Origin of the sequence: Escherichia sp. HH091_1A (assembly GCF_030295175.1) — a bacterium.
Taxonomy (GTDB): domain Bacteria; phylum Pseudomonadota; class Gammaproteobacteria; order Enterobacterales; family Enterobacteriaceae; genus Escherichia; species Escherichia coli_F.
On record NZ_AP025747.1, the window covers coordinates 3,471,483 to 3,488,755 of the forward strand.

14 protein-coding genes, 2 pseudogenes and 1 other annotated feature are annotated in these 17,273 nt (G+C 52.5%); of the genes and pseudogenes, 5 read left to right on the top strand and 11 right to left on the bottom strand.

The window, feature by feature from the left end; all coding sequences use genetic code 11:
* Nucleotides 1-5 precede the first annotated feature (5 nt).
* The 3 genes and pseudogenes from casB to cas3 all read right to left on the bottom strand — a co-directional run.
* Nucleotides 6-542 (bottom strand): type I-E CRISPR-associated protein Cse2/CasB, encoded by a 537-nt coding sequence (gene casB, locus QUF14_RS17565; protein ID WP_000029337.1) that lies wholly within the window; start codon nt 540-542, stop codon nt 6-8.
* Complete coding sequence (gene casA, locus QUF14_RS17570) at nt 539-2,101, bottom strand: type I-E CRISPR-associated protein Cse1/CasA (RefSeq protein ID WP_100733709.1); 1,563 nt, start codon at nt 2,099-2,101, stop codon at nt 539-541. Before casA ends, casB begins: the two co-directional genes overlap by 4 nt.
* A gap of 97 nt (nt 2,102-2,198) precedes the next feature.
* Nucleotides 2,199-3,890 (bottom strand): annotated as a pseudogene (gene cas3, locus QUF14_RS17575) (CRISPR-associated helicase Cas3'); the annotation flags it as partial.
* Between the two features lie 55 nt (nt 3,891-3,945).
* Here cas3 and QUF14_RS17580 point away from each other — a divergent pair.
* A protein-coding gene (locus QUF14_RS17580; RefSeq protein ID WP_371829233.1) for an IS3 family transposase occupies nt 3,946-5,159 on the top strand; the annotation gives its coding sequence in 2 pieces (ribosomal slippage) (nt 3,946-4,234 and nt 4,234-5,159; 1,215 coding nt in all).
* Nucleotides 4,227-4,343 (top strand) — a sequence feature (AL1L pseudoknot). Its footprint overlaps the gene before it by 117 nt.
* Nucleotides 5,160-5,200: 41 nt before the next feature.
* On the opposite strand, the pseudogene QUF14_RS17585 reads toward QUF14_RS17580, so the two are convergent.
* The 5 genes and pseudogenes from QUF14_RS17585 to cysJ form a co-directional block, all read right to left on the bottom strand.
* A pseudogene (locus QUF14_RS17585) lies at nt 5,201-6,212 on the bottom strand (CRISPR-associated endonuclease Cas3''); the annotation flags it as partial.
* A 195-nt stretch (nt 6,213-6,407) separates the two neighbouring features.
* A complete protein-coding gene (locus tag QUF14_RS17590; protein ID WP_000956457.1) occupies nt 6,408-6,560 on the bottom strand; it encodes a Hok/Gef family protein in 153 nt (50 codons plus the stop codon).
* Nucleotides 6,561-6,824: 264 nt separating this feature from the next.
* Nucleotides 6,825-7,559: a phosphoadenosine phosphosulfate reductase gene (cysH, locus tag QUF14_RS17595; RefSeq protein ID WP_000039873.1), complete on the bottom strand. Its 735-nt coding sequence runs from the start codon at nt 7,557-7,559 to the stop codon at nt 6,825-6,827.
* A gap of 136 nt (nt 7,560-7,695) precedes the next feature.
* Nucleotides 7,696-9,408, bottom strand: a complete 1,713-nt coding sequence (cysI, locus tag QUF14_RS17600; protein ID WP_001290698.1) for an assimilatory sulfite reductase (NADPH) hemoprotein subunit — start codon at nt 9,406-9,408, stop codon at nt 7,696-7,698.
* Nucleotides 9,408-11,213, bottom strand: a complete 1,806-nt coding sequence (gene cysJ, locus QUF14_RS17605) for an NADPH-dependent assimilatory sulfite reductase flavoprotein subunit (RefSeq protein WP_000211945.1) — start codon at nt 11,211-11,213, stop codon at nt 9,408-9,410. Before cysJ ends, cysI begins: the two co-directional genes overlap by 1 nt.
* Nucleotides 11,214-11,528: 315 nt before the next feature.
* Here cysJ and queD point away from each other — a divergent pair, with 315 nt between their 5' ends.
* The 4 genes from queD (at nt 11,529) to QUF14_RS17625 (ending at nt 14,086) form a co-directional block, all read left to right on the top strand.
* Nucleotides 11,529-11,894 (top strand): 6-carboxytetrahydropterin synthase QueD, encoded by a 366-nt coding sequence (queD, locus tag QUF14_RS17610; RefSeq protein WP_001329795.1) that lies wholly within the window; start codon nt 11,529-11,531, stop codon nt 11,892-11,894.
* A gap of 77 nt (nt 11,895-11,971) precedes the next feature.
* Nucleotides 11,972-13,243 carry an FAD-dependent oxidoreductase gene (locus QUF14_RS17615; protein ID WP_024212019.1) on the top strand — a complete coding sequence of 424 codons (1,272 nt, stop codon included), beginning with the start codon at nt 11,972-11,974 and terminating at the stop codon, nt 13,241-13,243.
* Nucleotides 13,234-13,494 (top strand): ferredoxin family protein, encoded by a 261-nt coding sequence (locus QUF14_RS17620; RefSeq protein WP_000109507.1) that lies wholly within the window; start codon nt 13,234-13,236, stop codon nt 13,492-13,494. The genes QUF14_RS17615 and QUF14_RS17620 overlap by 10 nt, the downstream gene beginning before the upstream one ends.
* 16 nt (nt 13,495-13,510) lie before the next feature.
* Entirely contained in the window at nt 13,511-14,086 is a 576-nt protein-coding gene (locus tag QUF14_RS17625) for a glycerol-3-phosphate responsive antiterminator (protein WP_001130280.1), read from the top strand.
* A 145-nt stretch (nt 14,087-14,231) separates the two neighbouring features.
* On the opposite strand, the gene QUF14_RS17630 is transcribed toward QUF14_RS17625, so the two are convergent.
* Genes QUF14_RS17630 through QUF14_RS17640 form a run of 3 tightly spaced genes read right to left on the bottom strand, consistent with a single transcriptional unit; the run spans nt 14,232 to nt 17,255 of the window.
* Nucleotides 14,232-15,092, bottom strand: a complete 861-nt coding sequence (locus QUF14_RS17630; protein ID WP_024212020.1) for an electron transfer flavoprotein subunit alpha/FixB family protein — start codon at nt 15,090-15,092, stop codon at nt 14,232-14,234.
* Nucleotides 15,089-15,868, bottom strand: a complete 780-nt coding sequence (locus QUF14_RS17635; RefSeq protein ID WP_001023531.1) for an adenine nucleotide alpha hydrolase family protein — start codon at nt 15,866-15,868, stop codon at nt 15,089-15,091. Before QUF14_RS17635 ends, QUF14_RS17630 begins: the two co-directional genes overlap by 4 nt.
* Nucleotides 15,846-17,255, bottom strand: coding sequence for an MFS transporter (locus QUF14_RS17640; RefSeq protein ID WP_186269270.1), 1,410 nt, complete (start codon nt 17,253-17,255; stop codon nt 15,846-15,848). The genes QUF14_RS17635 and QUF14_RS17640 overlap by 23 nt, the downstream gene beginning before the upstream one ends.
* Nucleotides 17,256-17,273 lie beyond the last annotated feature (18 nt).

Here is a 17,273-nt window from a genome sequence, read left to right on the forward strand (position 1 = left end):
CTTTATTAATTTTGTTCGTTATCGGCGTCGCCAGCCTGGTAATATTCCAGCGCCCAGCGGATACGGATAAATTCTGTTGGCCGCTGCTGGCGGCGGTGATGGTTGAGCAGATCGTCACTCTCCTGGCACCAGCGGAAAATATCGTCTGCCAAAGAGATAAGATTGACGGAACCGTTTAATAATTTGACCGCGCGACGTAACTGGCGCAGTAAATCATCCGGCGTTTTTACTGCCGACAGGCGCGAAAACCGCCCTTCTGACATTACTGCTGCCAGCTGCGCGGCAAAAGGCTGCCGTTCATCAATGGCTTTTACATTGGCGCTAACTGCAGCGACCAGTGCCAGTGCGGTAAAACGCCACTCTTGCGCTTCAACTTTCCACAACGTGTGGGTCTGCATTAGCAGAGAACGAAATCCTTCTGACAAACAAACATCATTAACCGTCGTACTACGCCGCAGACTGGCACGATTGCCGCGTTTTTCCTGCAATTCCTCGTGCCATTTGCGCAGCGTGGCTTTGTGCTCCTCTTTTACAATACTCATTCAGCAGCCTCCTGCTTTTTCTCCCTGGCGGCTTTAGCACTTTGCTTCTCCGCCGATGTTGTAAAATATTTCTTGCGCGCGGTCATGACGCGTTTCAAATCAACGGGCTCATAAGGATTGGTGAATACCCGCTCGTCAAAATCCTGACGCGCGAATAACCAAATCTCCTTATTCCATTTGCCGAGTAATTCGTCCGGCTCCTGACCTTCTTCAATTTGGCGCACTAACCTCAGGAAGCGATGCTGAGTTTTGTTCCAGAAGTCGATATCCACAAAACTGAAATCACCCCTTGCACCTTTTGGATCGGAGAACCATGCTTCTTTCAATGCACTCCGTAACAGACTTAGAATCCGTGAAGCCGTTTGCGCAGCCAGCCGCAGCTTTGGTATCTGGCCTTCTTTTTTATTGAGCAGTAGCGGGAAATGGTGTTCGTACCAACAGCGCGCTTTCATGTTGTCGAAATCATAGCCAAATCCCCAAAGGCCCACTTTTGCCTGTTTCAGACTGCTGGGATTAAAGAGTTTCACCACCAGCGCGGGAAGTTCCGTATTGTTTTCTGACTTACCCGTTTCGATAAGACCTAACCAGTCGCGCCAGATTAAACCGCCCGGTTGTGGCTTGACCGAGTAAAGCTCGCCGCCCTCTTTAAGTGGTACACGGTAAGGCGTTAAGGGATGCTGCCACATGGCATAATTCGCACCGTAATTTTTGGTCGTCATCAGGCTCAGGAGCGCGTCGCTCTGCTCACCGCAAATATCGCAGTTGCCGACTGTCGTGGTATTAAAATCAATACGTATACGCCGAGGCATTCCCCAGTACGCCTGGAGTTTGTTGACCTGATCATCAGTCACCACCGCACCGGCCAGTTCACTGGTACGCGTCGGGCCAAGCCAGGGGAAAACCAGATCGTCAAATTTTTTGGGTAGCGGTAAGTTGGCTTCATCCTGCGGCATCACGTTGAGCCACAGTTTGCGCCATAAGGGTGTTTGTTGATTGCCCTGATATTCCTGTAATTCAATCAGAGTGGTCATCGGCCCACCGCCGCGTAAACCGGTGCGGTAGCCTTTGCCTCCTGACGGCGCATTTAACTGTAGGGAGAACAGAGCTAACGCAGAACAATGTGGGCACAGGTATTCCGTTACACCACGCTTAATAAAGTGGTCTTTATTAAACTTCGTTGTTTGAGCGCCGGGAATCTCAGGCAGTAATGAAGCTACCGGAACTTTATCTCCCGTAAGCGCCTCGAAATCCTGCATAAATGAAGGGGAATCTGGGCCAAACTGGAAAGCGTGTTCTAAAGACAGCAATGCTTCCCGTAGCTTTTCAACCTCCAGCCCGTCTTCCCAGATATCATCCCAACGACCGTAATTTTTGGGCGCGAAGCTGGTTTGTAGTAGTCCCAGCAAAAACTGCCATGCCGCCCCCAGGAGATCTGCCCGCGGCGCAGCAATATCGACAACATTTTCATCCGCCAGATCGACTGGCGCCAGTTTGCCTGTCGTTCCGTCTTTATAACGAACGGGCAACCACGGGGTTGTCAGAAGTGAAAACGAGTTCATACGCATCCTCTCGTAAAAAAGACCATCCCAGGTCGGTTATCCATCCTTCCATCCTTTTTTGTGTATCAACTATTCAGAGAATCCTGTCGCAGGCATATCAACCAACCTTGCCAATCAATCCCTCCGTAGCCGAATATCCACAACTTTCGTCATCGGTGACTAAAATCACGTTTGCCATCTCCGGATCTTGCCGCTGTTCAACGCACCACTGCCTGAACGCATCCCCTTCCAGTAAAGAAAACTCATCCCGATGTTTTTTCCACCAGCTTCGGCGCACTCTGACAACGCTCATTTCCCATGCGTGTGCACCGGTGGCATAAGGCTTCACTACACCGTCAATACAGCTAGCCAGCCACAGGGAAACAGACTCTTCAGCCAGACGTGTCGACAGTTTTTCCGGAAGGTAATCGTTGATATTGGCGGCATAGCCGGGCCTGAAGTTCAGCACAAACTTATTAGCCATTGAACGATCGCAGTAGTATTTGCCCACTTGCTCCTGCTCGCTGCGGGCAAACCCTTCCGGCATTACCACGTCCTCACCGTAGACTGATTCAATCAGAAGCCGGGCTGAGTGTGGCATCTGAATCGCGCCTTGTTCACGCAGCACACGCTGCGTCAACCAGATTCGCCCATGATCGGGATAGACAAATGCACTGTTACGCATGGCACTGCCAAACCATTCTTCACCCGGAGAGTTGTTCCAGACGGGGGCCAGAATCAGCAATACAGGAGGGTGACGCTCGTCTTTACCGTCACGCTTTAACTGACCATTAATATCGCGGATATGTCGCTGTAATCGCCCTGCTCGCTGGATCAGCAAATCAACAGGGGCAAGGTCGGAAATCATTTCGTCCAGGTCGCAGTCAACGCTCTGCTCCAGGACTTGAGTACAAATGAGGACTTTTCCGGCACGCTGTGAACAGTCTTCTTTACCAAAGCGTGCCAGCGTCTCCGTTTCAATTCGCTGGCGATCGCTAAAAGCAAAGCGGCTATGAAAAAGTGAAAGGCTGGAAGCAGGAATGACGCCGCGGGCAAGTAACTGACGATGAACCTGGATGGCGTCATCGACAGAATTCCGAATCCAGGCGATGCATTTCCCCTGGCTTACCGCCGATTCGATACGCGCAATACACTCTTGTTCGCTATGAAGCCAACCCACACTCACGCTGCGCTCAACGTCTTTGCGCGTCGCAACCCGGTGCGAATGCACATCGGATTTCGTGACATGCGTCAGCCAGGGATAATCATCTTTTTCCAGCAACGGAGCTTCTTGCTGGCCCTCTGCACCACGCGCAAAGGCGGCGACGAGTTTGTCACGCTGCTGTTGAGACAACGTAGCAGAAAGCAAAATAACGCTGTTTCCGCCACGCGCCTGCCGCTCGATCAGCCCTTCAAGAATGCACGACATATAAGCGTCACAGGCGTGGATCTCATCGGCTAGCAGGATTTTGTTACTCAGCCCCAGAAGCCGCAGATTATTATGTTTGAACGGCATCACCGCCATCATCGCCTGATCCAGCGTGCCGACGCCAATTTCAGCCAGCAACGCCTTCTTGTTACTGTCAGCAAACCAGGCCGCACATCCCTGACTGAACGCTTGTTCATCCGGTTCTTCTGACCCCACAAAATCACCAGACCACAGCGATGCGTTAAAGCGATCCATTAGCGAACGAGCGCTGTGTGCCAGCACCAGGCTGGGGCGGGATTCCGGCGAATAGAAAGCAAGCCAGGTTTTTACCAGCCTATCGTACATGGCATTGGCCGTTGCCATTGTCGGCAAACCAAAAAACTGAACCGCCCCGGAAATCCTGGAGACTAAACTCCCTGAGAAAGAGGTAAACAGGATGACTAAAAATACTCGTTTTTCCCCCGAAGTCCGTCAGCGGGCGATTCGTATGGTTCTGGAAAGTCAGGATGAATATGACTCACAGTGGGCGGCAATTTGTTCCATTGCCCCAAAGATTGGCTGTACGCCGGAGACTCTGCGTGTCTGGGTTCGCCAGCATGAGCGGGATACCGGGGGCGGTGATGGTGGGCTCACCAGCGCTGAACGTCAGCGTCTGAAAGAGCTGGAACGTGAAAATCGTGAACTGCGCCGCAGTAACGATATCCTTCGCCAGGCTTCCGCTTATTTTGCGAAGGCGGAGTTCGACCGCCTCTGGAAAAAATGATGCCACTGCTGGATAAGCTGCGTGAGCAGTACGGGGTCGGACCGGTATGCAGCGAACTGCATATTGCCCCGTCAACGTATTACCATTGTCAGCAACAGCGACATCATCCGGATAAACGCAGTGCCCGTGCGCAGCACGATGACTGGCTGAAGAGAGAGATACAGCGCGTATACGATGAAAATCATCAGGTGTACGGTGTGCGTAAAGTCTGGCGTCAGTTGTTACGGGAAGGAATCAGGGTGGCCAGATGTACAGTGGCGCGCCTCATGGCGGTTATGGGACTTGCCGGTGTTCTCCGGGGTAAAAAGGTCCGCACTACCGTCAGCCGGAAAACCGTTGCCACAGGTGACCGCGTAAACCGTCAGTTCGTGGCAGAACGTCCTGACCAGCTGTGGGTGGCTGATTTTACTTACGTCAGCACATGGCAGGGCTTCGTCTATGTGGCGTTTATCATTGATGTGTTTGCCGGATACATCGTGGGGTGGCGGGTCTCATCGTCTATGGAAACGACATTCGTGCTGGATGCGCTGGAGCAGGCGTTGTGGGCCCGTCGTCCGTCTGGCACCATCCATCACAGCGATAAAGGCTCTCAGTATGTGTCACTGGCCTATACGGAGCGACTAAAAGAAGCCGGATTACTGGCATCAACAGGGAGTACAGGCGACTCGTATGACAACGCGATGGCTGAGAGCATCAATGGTCTTTACAAAGCGGAGGTAATACACCGTAAGAGCTGGAAAAACCGTGCAGAAGTGGAACTGGCCACACTAACGTGGGTGGACTGGTATAACAATCGACGATTGCTGGGAAGGCTGGGCCATACTCCTCCGGCAGAAGCAGAAAAAGCTTATTATGCTTCCATCGGAAACAATGATCTGGCAGCCTGAGTTCACAGATAAAACACTCTCCAGGAAACCCGGGGCGGTTCAAACAGCCCCTGAGCGTTACCCGCAGACATCAACCTGTGCGCCAGGATAAGCGCCGCTTCTGTTTTACCTGCGCCAGTCACATCTTCCAGAATAAACAACTGTGGTCCTGGCTGGCTGATATCCAGATCCAGCACCTTTTGCTGTAACGGTGTCGGATGCTCAATAAAAGGAAACAGCGTATTAATTCCAGTGAAAGGCGCGCTTTCTGCTTTTGGGGGAAAGACGGTTAATGCGTTTTGAGCCTGAACTAAAGCCTTCTGCCAGTAATCTTTAATATCCATTACGTGTGCGACGCGTGGAAAAAACCGCGTTGACGATCCCGTCCAGTCTGCGAGTATGACGGTTGCAGATATATACCAGGAAAAATGTTTTATAAGTTCAACGCCCTCGTCATCATCCCAGAATGTAGGGATCTCGATGAGCGGAAACAGTACCTTGATTTCAAGGAGAAAATCTCGTGCGGCAGCTTTGTCTTCAGGCAGATAGTTGTCCAGTTCATCGATACGGTCAGGAGGCCGACCATGATGCCCGGTCGTCACGGGCATCCACATATCTATTACCCGTTTAAGTTTGCGCAAAGAGAGTGAAGATGAAGGAAGCAACTCTTCACATTCAATTAAATAATGATGCCACAACCAGTAACCCAGCGTTGAATGAGAGATCTTTTCGTAATTCTTTCTTGCGCCTTCCGGAACCTTGAGTTGTGGGTGCAGGTAAAGTTGCTGAAATGAGCGGGCAAATTTTCCAGTATCGTGCCAGCACAACAACCAGGCGAAAAATTGTGCTGCCTGATCCGTGTCAGCGAAACCTAATTGACGAAAATAGTCAGCCAGCCCGAAACAGTTGTTTTTGACCATTAAATAGCCTATCGCGGCTACATCCAGCGAATGCCAGCAAAGAAGGTGATAATCGTCGCCACCCTCTTTCTCGCCACGTCGGGTTTTTCCCCAGAAATCAAAGAAAGTCACAATGTTTTTATCCTTCAGTAAAACTTAAAGGATATTTACGCATATATTAAAAATTATCTGTGATATATATCGTTCAATAAAATATTTACATTATGAATAATTCAATGATTTTCATCTGTGATATATATAAATAATAAACACAGGCATAATATTCACAAAAACAATATAAATGAAAAAAAGGGTGCAGGAGACCAAACCATCACAATTCAATACGCGGGGTTTTACCCCCGCGTGGTGGCTACTTCTTCGGTTCGTAAGCGAGAACTGCCTTAAACTCCATACCACGTTCTCTGATACTCAACTCACACAACGAGTCGCCTACCATCAGCGTGAATCCCAGTACTGTACAACACAGTACGATGATTGCCACAAGGGCATATTTTGTCAGCATGTCTTGCCTCCCTGCAAAGAAGAGACTAACATTCGAATTGTTTGGGTTCGAACGTAAGCCTCAGGTTGATAGATATATCGCCTGGGGCTTTTGTCCATCTGGAACCTCGCGAATGCTCAACACCAGACAGCCTCAAGCACCCGACGCCATTCTATAACTGTTGATTTCCCCTGCTATATTCACGTTTAAATGCCGGAATGCGGCTCGCAAAATAAAAACGCCCCCATCATTTCTGACAGAGGCGTTTATTTTATCCGGCAATATTTACCCTTCGTGCAGCCCACATTCCCTTTTTAAGCCAAAGAAACGCGTTTCTTCTTCCGCCATACCAGGTTCCCATTTACGGGTTGTATGGGTATCACCAACCGATAAATATCCTTCGTCCCATAATGGGTGATATTTCAGGCCATGTTTTTGCAGGTACTGATAAATAGTTCGGTTATCCCAGTCGATAATCGGCAGCACTTTAAATACTCCACGCTGAATTGCCAGCACCGGTAAATTAGCGCGACTGCCGGATTGTTCACGGCGCAGGCCAGCAAACCACGTTTGTGCGTTCAGTTCTTTCAGCGCCCGGTTCATCGGTTCGACTTTGTTGATATCGTTGTACTTTTCAATGCCTTCAACGCCCTGCTCCCACAGTTTGCCGTAGCGTGCTTCCTGCCAGGCAGCGCTTTCGGTAGCGCGGTACACTTTCAGGTTGAGCTTGAGTTTGTCCGTTAACTCGTCAATAAAGCGGTAGGTTTCAGGGAACAGATAACCCGTATCGGTGAGGATCACCGGAATATCCGGGCGAACCTGATTCACCAGATGCAGGCTCACCGCCGCCTGAATGCCGAAGCTGGAAGAAAGCACATATTCACCGGGCAGATTATCCAGCGCCCAGGCGACGCGGCCTTCAGCATCCAGTTTTTCAAGCTCGGCGTTAGTTTCCGCCAGCGCCAGAATGCGATCTACCTTCGACAGTTCGTTCAGCGCATTTAGATCGAGTTTGGACATAGATTCCTCACTGTTTGCCTTGCGGGTTAAGTAGGCCGGATAAGACGTTTATGCCACATCCGGCAAAAGGTGTCACAGTGCCTGATGGCGCTTCGCTTATCAGGCCAACAAAACCGAGTTGAAGCGGCAATTCATATTAATCCCACAAATCGCGCACCGGGTCGAGCACCGGGCGAATGATGCCCGCACGCACCGTAAAGTCACCGAAGCCTTCACCCGCTTCACGTTCTTTCGCCCAGCGCCCTATCAGTTCATCAAGCGTCGCCAGGATTTCCGGCTCGGTGATGTTTTCTTTATGCATCCGTGGGATACGTGTCCCAATGCGGTTGCCGCCAAGATGCAGGTTGTAGCGCCCAGGCGCTTTACCCACCAGGCCAACTTCCGCCAGCATCGCGCGACCACAACCGTTCGGGCAGCCTGTTACACGCATCACGATGTGCTCATCGCTGACACCATGTTTCGCCATTAAATTATCGATGTTATCGATAAACGACGGCAGGAAACGCTCCGCTTCCGCCATCGCCAGCGGGCAAGTCGGGAATGACACGCAGGCCATTGAGTTTTCGCGCTGCGGCGTGACGGCATTCATCAATCCGCTCTCTTTGGCGATCTTCTCAATCTTCGCTTTCTCGCTTTCCGGTACACTGGCGATGATCAGATTCTGGTTCGCCGTAATGCGGAAATCACCTTTGTGGATCTTTGCGATCTCCAGCAGGCCGGTTTTCAGCGGACGCCCCGGATAATCAAGAATTCGGCCATTTTCGATAAACAGCGTCAGGTGCCATTTGTCGTCGATCCCTTTTACCCAGCCGATACGATCGCCGCGCCCGGTAAATTCATACGGACGGATCGGTTCGAACTTGATCCCCGCGCGACGTTCCACTTCTGCTTTAAACGTCTCGACCCCCACGCGCTCCAGCGTGTATTTGGTTTTGGCGTTTTTACGGTCAGTACGATTACCCCAGTCACGCTGAGTGGTAACGACCGCTTCCGCCACCGCCAGCGTATGCTCCAGTGGCAGATAGCCAAACTCGCTCGCCGTGCGGGCGTAGGTTTTCTTGTTGCCGTGTTCGATAGAAAGCCCACCGCCCACCAGCAGGTTGAAGCCTACCAGCTTGCCGTTTTCCGCGATCGCCACGAAGTTCATGTCGTTGGCATGCAGATCGATATCGTTTTGCGGCGGGATCACTACCGTCGTTTTGAATTTACGCGGCAGATAGGTCTGACCGAGGATCGGTTCTTCGTCAGTGGTGGCGACTTTTTCCTGATCGAGCCAGATCTCCGCATAGGCACGGGTTCGCGGCAGCAGATGTTCAGAGATCTTCTTCGCCCACTCATACGCTTCTGCGTGCAGTTGCGACTCGTACGGGTTCGAGGTGCACAACACGTTACGGTTCATGTCGTTGGCGGTCGCCAGCGCATCAAGACCGACCGAATGCAGCATCTGGTGCACCGGTTTGACGTTCTTTTTCAGAATGCCGTGGAACTGGAACGTCTGGCGGTTGGTCAGGCGAATGCTGCCATAAATGGTGTTTTCACCGGCGAATTTATCAATTGCCTGCCACTGTTTAGTGGTGATCACCCCACCCGGCAGACGGCAGCGCAGCAGCATCGCATGACGCGGTTCCAGCTTCTGTTCAGCACGTTCGGCGCGGATATCGCGGTCATCCTGCTGATACATACCGTGGAAACGGATCAGCAGGAAGTTGTCGCCCTTAAAGCCGCCGGTCAGACCGTCGTTTAAATCTTCCGCAATGGTCCCGCGCAGGTAGTTGCTCTCAAGCTTCATGCGCTCGGCGTCTGTCAGTTTACCTTCGACCACTAAAGGCCCTGGATGTTTTTCGCTCATTAGTAGACATCTCGCTGATAACGGCGCTCTACGCGCAGCTCACTTAAAAATTCATCCGCCGCTTCGGTGTCCATGCCACCAAATTCGGCAATCACTTCCAGAAGTGCCTGTTCAACGTCTTTCGCCATGCGATTAGCGTCGCCGCAGACATAAATGTGGGCACCGTCATTGATCCAGCGCCACAGCTCTGCGCCCTGTTCGCGCATTTTGTCTTGTACGTAAATTTTTTCTTTTTGATCGCGCGACCAGGCAAGATCGATACGCGTCAGCACGCCCTCTTTGACGTAGCGCTGCCACTCCACCTGGTAGAGGAAATCTTCGGTAAAGTGTGGGTTGCCGAAGAACAGCCAGTTTTTGCCCGGCGCTTCGTCAGCGGCGCGTTGCTGCATAAAGGCGCGGAATGGCGCGATGCCGGTGCCTGGGCCAATCATAATCACCGGCGTTTCCGGGTTAGCGGGCAGGCGGAAGTTGTCGTTATGTTCGATAAATACGCGGACTTCGCCCTCTTCTTCCACACGGTCCGCAAGAAAGCTGGAGGCACCGCCAGCACGGGCGCGGCCTTCAATGTCATAACGCACCACACCAACGGTGACGTGTACTTCGTTCTCGACTTCCGCCTGCGAGGAGGCGATGGAGTACAGGCGCGGGGTCAGCGGGCGCAGCAAGTTAATCAGGGCTTCAGCGTCAAGCTGCGCAGGAGAGAAACGCACCATATCGACAATCGGCGTGGTCGCGGCGTAATGCTGTAACTTCGCTTTATCGCCCACCAGCGGCAGCAGTGTTTCGCTGCGGGTAAGCGTGGCGTAGTTCTCAACGATGTTGGCGGTGTTGACGGTCAGTTCGAAGTGCCACTGTAGGGCCTCGTTCAGAGGCAACGTTTTGCCCTCGACGGTGACAGGTTCATCGCCTTTCAGCCACAGCAATTCGACAAGTTCTTTCACCAGCGCCGGATCGTTCTGATACCAGACGCCCAGCGCATCGCCAGGCTGGTAACGCAGGCCAGAGTCGCCCAGGTCAATTTCGATATGGCGAACGTCTTTTTCAGAGTTACGCCCAGTAATTTTCTGGTTAACCGAAAGGCTCGCCACCAGCGGCGCGTCTTTGCTGTACGGGCTGGTGTGGATTTCATTTACCGCGCCAGTAGCGACGGATTGCGAAGGTGCCGCGACAGGCGAACGCGATTTAAGAGCATCTACCACGCGGGCGCGCCACTCGCTGGCAGCGGCCTGGTATTCAACATCGGCATCGACACGGTCGAGCAGGCGTTCACCGCCCAGTTCCGCCAGCTTGCTATCGAAATCTTTTCCGGACTGGCAGAAAAATTCATAAGAGCTATCGCCGAGACTAAACACGGCAAACGCGGTGTTTTCCAGCTTCGGCGCTTTTTTGGAGAACAGGAACTTATGCAGCGCGACGGCCTCCTCCGGCGGTTCCCCTTCACCTTGCGTTGACGTCACCACGATGAGCAGTTTTTCGCTGGCGATTTGTTTGAATTTATAGTCGCCCGCGTTCACCAGCTTAACGTTCAGTTTTGCCGCTAATAAATCATCGCGTAATGTTTCAGCAACCCGGCGCGCATTGCCGGTTTGCGAAGCGGAGATAATAGTTATACCCGGCATTTCTGCGGCGGGGGCGGGCGCTGGCGTCGCTGTAAGCGCAGCAGGCTGTTGGTTGAGCACGCCCCAGAAATAGCCAGAAACCCAGGCAAGCTGGGTGGGAGTTAAATCGGTCGTGGCCGCCTGAAGGCGTGCCAGTTGCTCCGGGTTCAACGGAAGCAACGCGGAAGGTGGGACCTGTGTCGTCATGCGTCGTTATGTTCCAGTAAGCAAAGCTGTTTCTGCGCCCTGTCAGCGCCCATAAAACAGAAGAGAAGGTAAGGTTAACGGGGTGAACGGTGTGGATTAAAGACGGGATAGCGATAACTAATAACCAAATCGACTAACCTGTTTTAGCAATAGTCTTTAACAACAAAACAGATTAACCAACCCAATGAAAAACAAATGAATTTAACCAATCATTAAGATAAATCAGCGATTTTGCGCAACAAAGTCGTTTTAGATAATGCGAAAAAACAGCCTTTCCGGTACTCTACGGCGGTTTTATCGTCATGTAGAGAAATTATGATGTCCACCACGTTATTTAAAGATTTCACCTTCGAAGCCGCTCACCGCTTACCACACGTCCCGGAAGGACATAAATGTGGTCGCCTGCACGGGCATTCCTTTATGGTGCGACTGGAAATTACCGGGGAAGTCGATCCGCATACGGGCTGGATTATCGATTTCGCTGAACTGAAAGCGGCATTTAAACCAACCTATGATCGCCTCGATCACTATTATCTCAATGATATTCCTGGCCTGGAAAACCCGACCAGCGAGGTTTTAGCAAAATGGATTTGGGATCAGGTTAAACCGGTTGTTCCGCTGTTAAGTGCGGTTATGGTGAAAGAAACCTGCACCGCAGGTTGCATCTATCGCGGCGAATGATAAGAGTGTGTCGGCGGTCAATTTCCCTTAAGTAACGCTATGTTAGGGTGTTGCGCTCTGGATATCTGGGGCATGACATGGAAGACGACTGCGACATTATTATTATTGGTGCGGGTATAGCAGGCACCGCTTGTTCTTTACGCTGCGCGCGGGCAGGTTTATCCGTTCTGTTACTGGAACGCGCTGAAATTCCCGGCAGTAAAAACCTTTCCGGCGGGCGTTTATACACGCATGCGCTCGCGGAACTCCTCCCTCAGTTTCACCTGACCGCGCCTCTTGAACGACGCATCACTCACGAAAGTCTTTCTCTGCTAACGCCGGATGGCGCAACGACGTTTTCCAGCTTACAGCCCGGCGGTGAATCCTGGAGCGTATTACGTGCACGGTTCGATCCGTGGCTGGTTGCCGAAGCCGAAAAAGAAGGTGTCGAATGCATCCCTGGTGCGACGGTAGATGCGCTGTATGAAGAAAACGGCAGGGTGTGTGGTGTCATTTGTGGTGACGATATTCTCCGCGCCCATTATGTGGTGCTGGCAGAAGGTGCCAACAGCGTCCTGGCTGAGCGTCACGGGTTAGTGACTCGTCCTGCTGGCGAAGCGATGGCGTTGGGGATCAAAGAAGTGCTGGCGCTGGAAACATCCGCTATTGAAGAACGTTTTCATCTGGAGAATAACGAAGGCTCAGCGTTGCTGTTCAGCGGCGGAATCTGTGATGACTTACCCGGCGGCGCATTTCTTTATACTAATCAACAAACACTCTCGTTAGGGATTGTTTGCCCGCTCTCTTCACTTACGCAAAGTCGTGTTCCGGCAAGCGAGCTGCTGGCTCGCTTTAAAACGCATCCGGCAGTGCGCCCGCTTATCAAAAACACGGAATCACTGGAGTATGGTGCGCATCTGGTGCCAGAAGGTGGCTTGCACAGTATGCCGGTGCAATACGCCGGTAACGGCTGGCTGCTGGTGGGCGATACGTTGCGCAGTTGCGTCAATACCGGAATGTCCGTGCGCGGCATGGATATGGCGCTGGCTGGCGCACAGGCGGCGGCACAAACGCTGATAAGCGCCTGCCAGCACCGCGAGCCGCAAAATCTGTTTCCGCTTTATCATTACAACGTAGAGCTCAGCCTGCTGTGGGATGTTCTACAGCGCTATCAGCATGTTCCGGCGCTTTTGCAACGCCCGGGCTGGTACCGTAAGTGGCCTGTGTTAATGCAGGATATTTCCCGTGATTTATGGGATCAAGGTGATAAACCTGTTCCGCCGCTGCGCCAGTTGCTCTGGCGTCATTTACGTCGTCACGGCCTGTGGCATCTGGCGGGCGATGTTGTCAGGAGTATTCGATGTCTGTAGCCCGTAATCTCTGGCGCGCTGCTGATGCGCCACATATTGTTCCGGCAGACTCCGTTGAGCGCCAGACGGCAGAACGGTTGATTAACGCTTGTCCGGCTGGTCTTTTTTCGCTCACGCCGGAAGGCGACTTACGCGTTGATTATCGCGGCTGCCTGGAGTGTGGCACCTGCCGTTTACTGTGTGATGAAAAAACCCTACAACAGTGGCGCTATCCGCCTTCCGGATTCGGCATCACCTACCGCTTTGGATAAATAATAAGGATAATTTATGCCCCTCTTACACCTGCTCCGCCAGAATCCGGTGATTGCTGCCGTTAAAGACAATGCCAGCCTGCAACTGGCAATCGACTCTGAATGCCGGTTTATTTCCGTGTTGTACGGCAATATTTGCACCATCAGTCATATCGTCAAAAAGATTAAGAACGCCGGAAAATATGCTTTTATTCATGTCGATTTGCTGGAAGGCGCGTCAAATAAAGAAGTAGTAATTCAGTTTCTGAAACTGGTGACCGAGGCGGACGGCATTATCAGTACCAAAGCGTCAATGCTAAAAGCGGCGAGAGCGGAAGGCTTTTTCTGTATTCATCGCTTGTTTATTGTCGACTCGATTTCTTTTCACAACATTGATAAGCAGGTTGCGCAATCGAATCCTGATTGTATTGAAATTCTGCCAGGCTGTATGCCTAAAGTGCTGGGCTGGGTAACGGAGAAAATCCACCAGCCGCTGATTGCTGGCGGGCTGGTGTGCGATGAAGAGGATGCGCGTAATGCGATTAACGCCGGTGTAGTGGCGCTTTCTACCACGAATACCGGGGTCTGGACGTTAGCGAAAAAATTGCTTTGACGGGACACTCGTAACGAGTTGAATTTGTGTGATTTGTAGGCTGCACGCCACATCCGACATTCAGCGCCTGATACGACGCTTGACGCGTCTTATCAGGCCTACAGTCCCCAGCCCAGAACCGTAGACAGGATCATCCGGCAGCACGTTATTGGCAATCTGCGTGAATGGTTGTCACCAGTGCCTCCAGCACCGCTTTCCAGTCATCAACCACGCCAACATCTGCCTGTGAAAATACCGCCGCGCTGGCGTCATGATTAATCGCCACCACAAACTTGCTATTGCGGACGCCCGCCATTAACGCTGCTGCGCCGGAAGCACCAACAACAATACACACCTCAGGTGCCAGCAGATGTCCGGAAATACCAATCACTTTTTCAGCATCAACGCCACCGTTCATCACTCGTGCCCGACTGTAGCCCACTTCGGCTCCCAGCTTTTCTGCCAGCATAGCGATTTCCTGGTTATCTGCCTCTCCGCCCTGCCCCACCACCAGCACCCGTCTGGCCTCAGCTAATGGGTCGCGGGTAACATTTTTCAGGTTTTCTATGCTAACCAGCCAGTCGGGAAGCGCACCTGGGACAATGTTCAGTTGCTGCATACCAGAGGGCAACGAGGCGTTTTTATCTGCTCCCGCCTGACGCGCCAGGGAGAGGCATAGCGGGCGTTTTTCTGTTTGCAGCGTCGCCGTTAGCGCATTTCCCCAGTGGGATTTGCGTACGTTTACGGTTGGAATATCTAATGAAGTCACCTGGCAAATGCTTGCACCATGTAAACGCCAGGCCAGCCGTGTCGACAGTTCATCGCCAAACGTTCCCGGCGGAAAGAGAACAACGTCCACAGGCGTTCGCTGCCACTGTTCTACCAGCGCATCCAGCACCTGTTCCGCGACCATCGGCTGCGGCTCGATTTGCCAGTGCGTTAATGTGCTGCCGCTGAAATCCTGCTCCGCCAGCCAGTCCGCTATTGCGGCATGGTCCTGATTTATTGTCACAATTGCGATATTCATGGCTGCATCCTCTGGCACAAATAATCCCGCCACAGTTTTTGCGCTTTTTCTGCTACCGTTGGCCCATCAAGAAGCGTTGCACCGCGTCGTTGCTCTGGCCTTTCCAGTTGCCGGCACTGCATCGCTGGCGATTCAGCAGTAACAGTTTTGCGGATAATTTCAGCTTTCCCCGCAGCCATTCGCTGGCGCATTCCCGGTACTGGCAAGGCCACCTCGCCACACTGGCGCACGGCAATCACCGCAGGCAAGCGGACCCGACAACAGCGTAATCCATGTTCAGTACGCTGTTCGAGCGAGATAAACGGTGCGTCGAGAGTAAAACGCTCCACCTGAGTAAAACAGGGCCAGGTCAGCATTTCCGCCAGCAAAAATGGCGTTTGCCCGTTCTGCCCTTCGCTGCTCTGGCAGCCGGTAATTATCAGATCCAGCGGATTCTGGCACTGCCATTCGGCAATATGCCGGGCGACAAATTCCGGTGCAAAGCGCAGATCTGCCGCCGTCTCCAGCAATACTGCCTTCTCAAACCCCAACGCCATAAGATAGCGCAGCCAGTGCAACGCCCGTTCATCCCCCATGCTCAACGCGATTAAAGACATCGGCGTACCATTTTTTCTCTGCGCTAACAGAAGCGCGGCAGCGGCCTGTTCATCAGCACCGAGTAAACTTCGCAGCAGCGAAACATCCGGTCCGCAATTAACCTGAGCCGCCACCTGCCACTCTTTTTCTGCCAGCATTCCGGCATCCGGTTCGGCTTTAAACGCTAACAGAATGTTCATTCACACCTCCTACATTTCCCGCCGCCACCAGCGGGAGTGCTTTGGTTTCTGGCGCCCATAGCCAGGTCACAACAAAACCAACCAACAACACTGTCGCCAGGAGCAATAAGGTAACTTGCATTCCCCACTGCGCCAGCACCCACGGCAGCAGGCCAGTACTTACCGCCGCGCCCAACCGACTCATGGCGGTGGCAAAACCGACACCCAGCGAGCGAATGTCAGTAGGAAAACTTTCCGCAGGCAAAATGCCCACCAGATTACTGACTGCCGAAATGGTGGTACTGAAGAGAACAAAAAGCAGCAGCGTTAATGAACAGCCAGAAGGCAAACAGGCCATCACTACCAGCGTTGCCGCCAGCAGCAAAAAACTTCCCAGCAAAAATTTGCGATGTGCCAGCAGGTGCGTCAGAACTAATCCCAGCAGCGCGCCCACAATTAACAACGCATTAAGCATCAGGCTGGCAGTCAGCGCATCTTCCAGTCCAATAGTCTGGGCGATAGTCGGCAGCCAGGTGTAAATTACAAACCATGGGATTACGAGGCAGACAAAGAAGACACTGTTAAACGTCGTGCGCCGCCAGTAGCGCGAAGAGAACAAGGTTTTGATGTGTTTATGGGTCGCCGTTGCCACTTCATCGCCCAGTAAAACATGGGGACCAAAATAGCGATGCACGATAGCGTGAGCTTCTGCAAAACGCCCCTGGCGCAGTAGCCAGCGTGGCGATTCTGGCGTTCCCCAACGTAATAACGTAATCAACAGGGCAGGAAATGCCGCCGATGCAAGTAACCACCGCCAGGCCTCCGGGTTTTCTGAAATAAAGTGATGTCCGGCAAGACTTGCCAACACATAGCCTACGGTCCACACCACGCTGAATGCGCCCAGCAAAATACCGCGATGGCGGCGCGGAGAAAATTCAGCCAGCAAGGTGTGGCCTACTGAGTAATCGCCTCCCAGCCCAATGCCGATCAAAATGCGCAGTCCAATAAGATGCTCTGGCGTGGTGGCAAAAAATTGCAGGAACGAGGCGAGTGTAATCAGCATAAAGCTGAAGGTGAAGATTTTTTGCCGCCCGATATGGTCGGAGATCCAGCCCAAAACCAGGCTGCCGATAAACAGGCCAAGTAGCGCCGAGCCGCCGATCATTCCCGCCATAAACGGCGTCAGTTGCATGGCTGGAGTAAGCTGAATTATGGCGTAACCAATGACGCCGAGAACATAACCGTCGGTCAGGTGTGCGCCGAAAGTCAGCGCAGCAATTCGACAGTGAAAACGGTTAAGCGGTAAATCATCCATTCGCACCGGTGAAGTGTTCATCTTTACCCCTTCATTGTCCGGTAATAAGAACGGCTTCCCGGTTGAGAAGCCGAAAAGACAACGCCCCGTCATCGCGAAACGCTGCCTGAC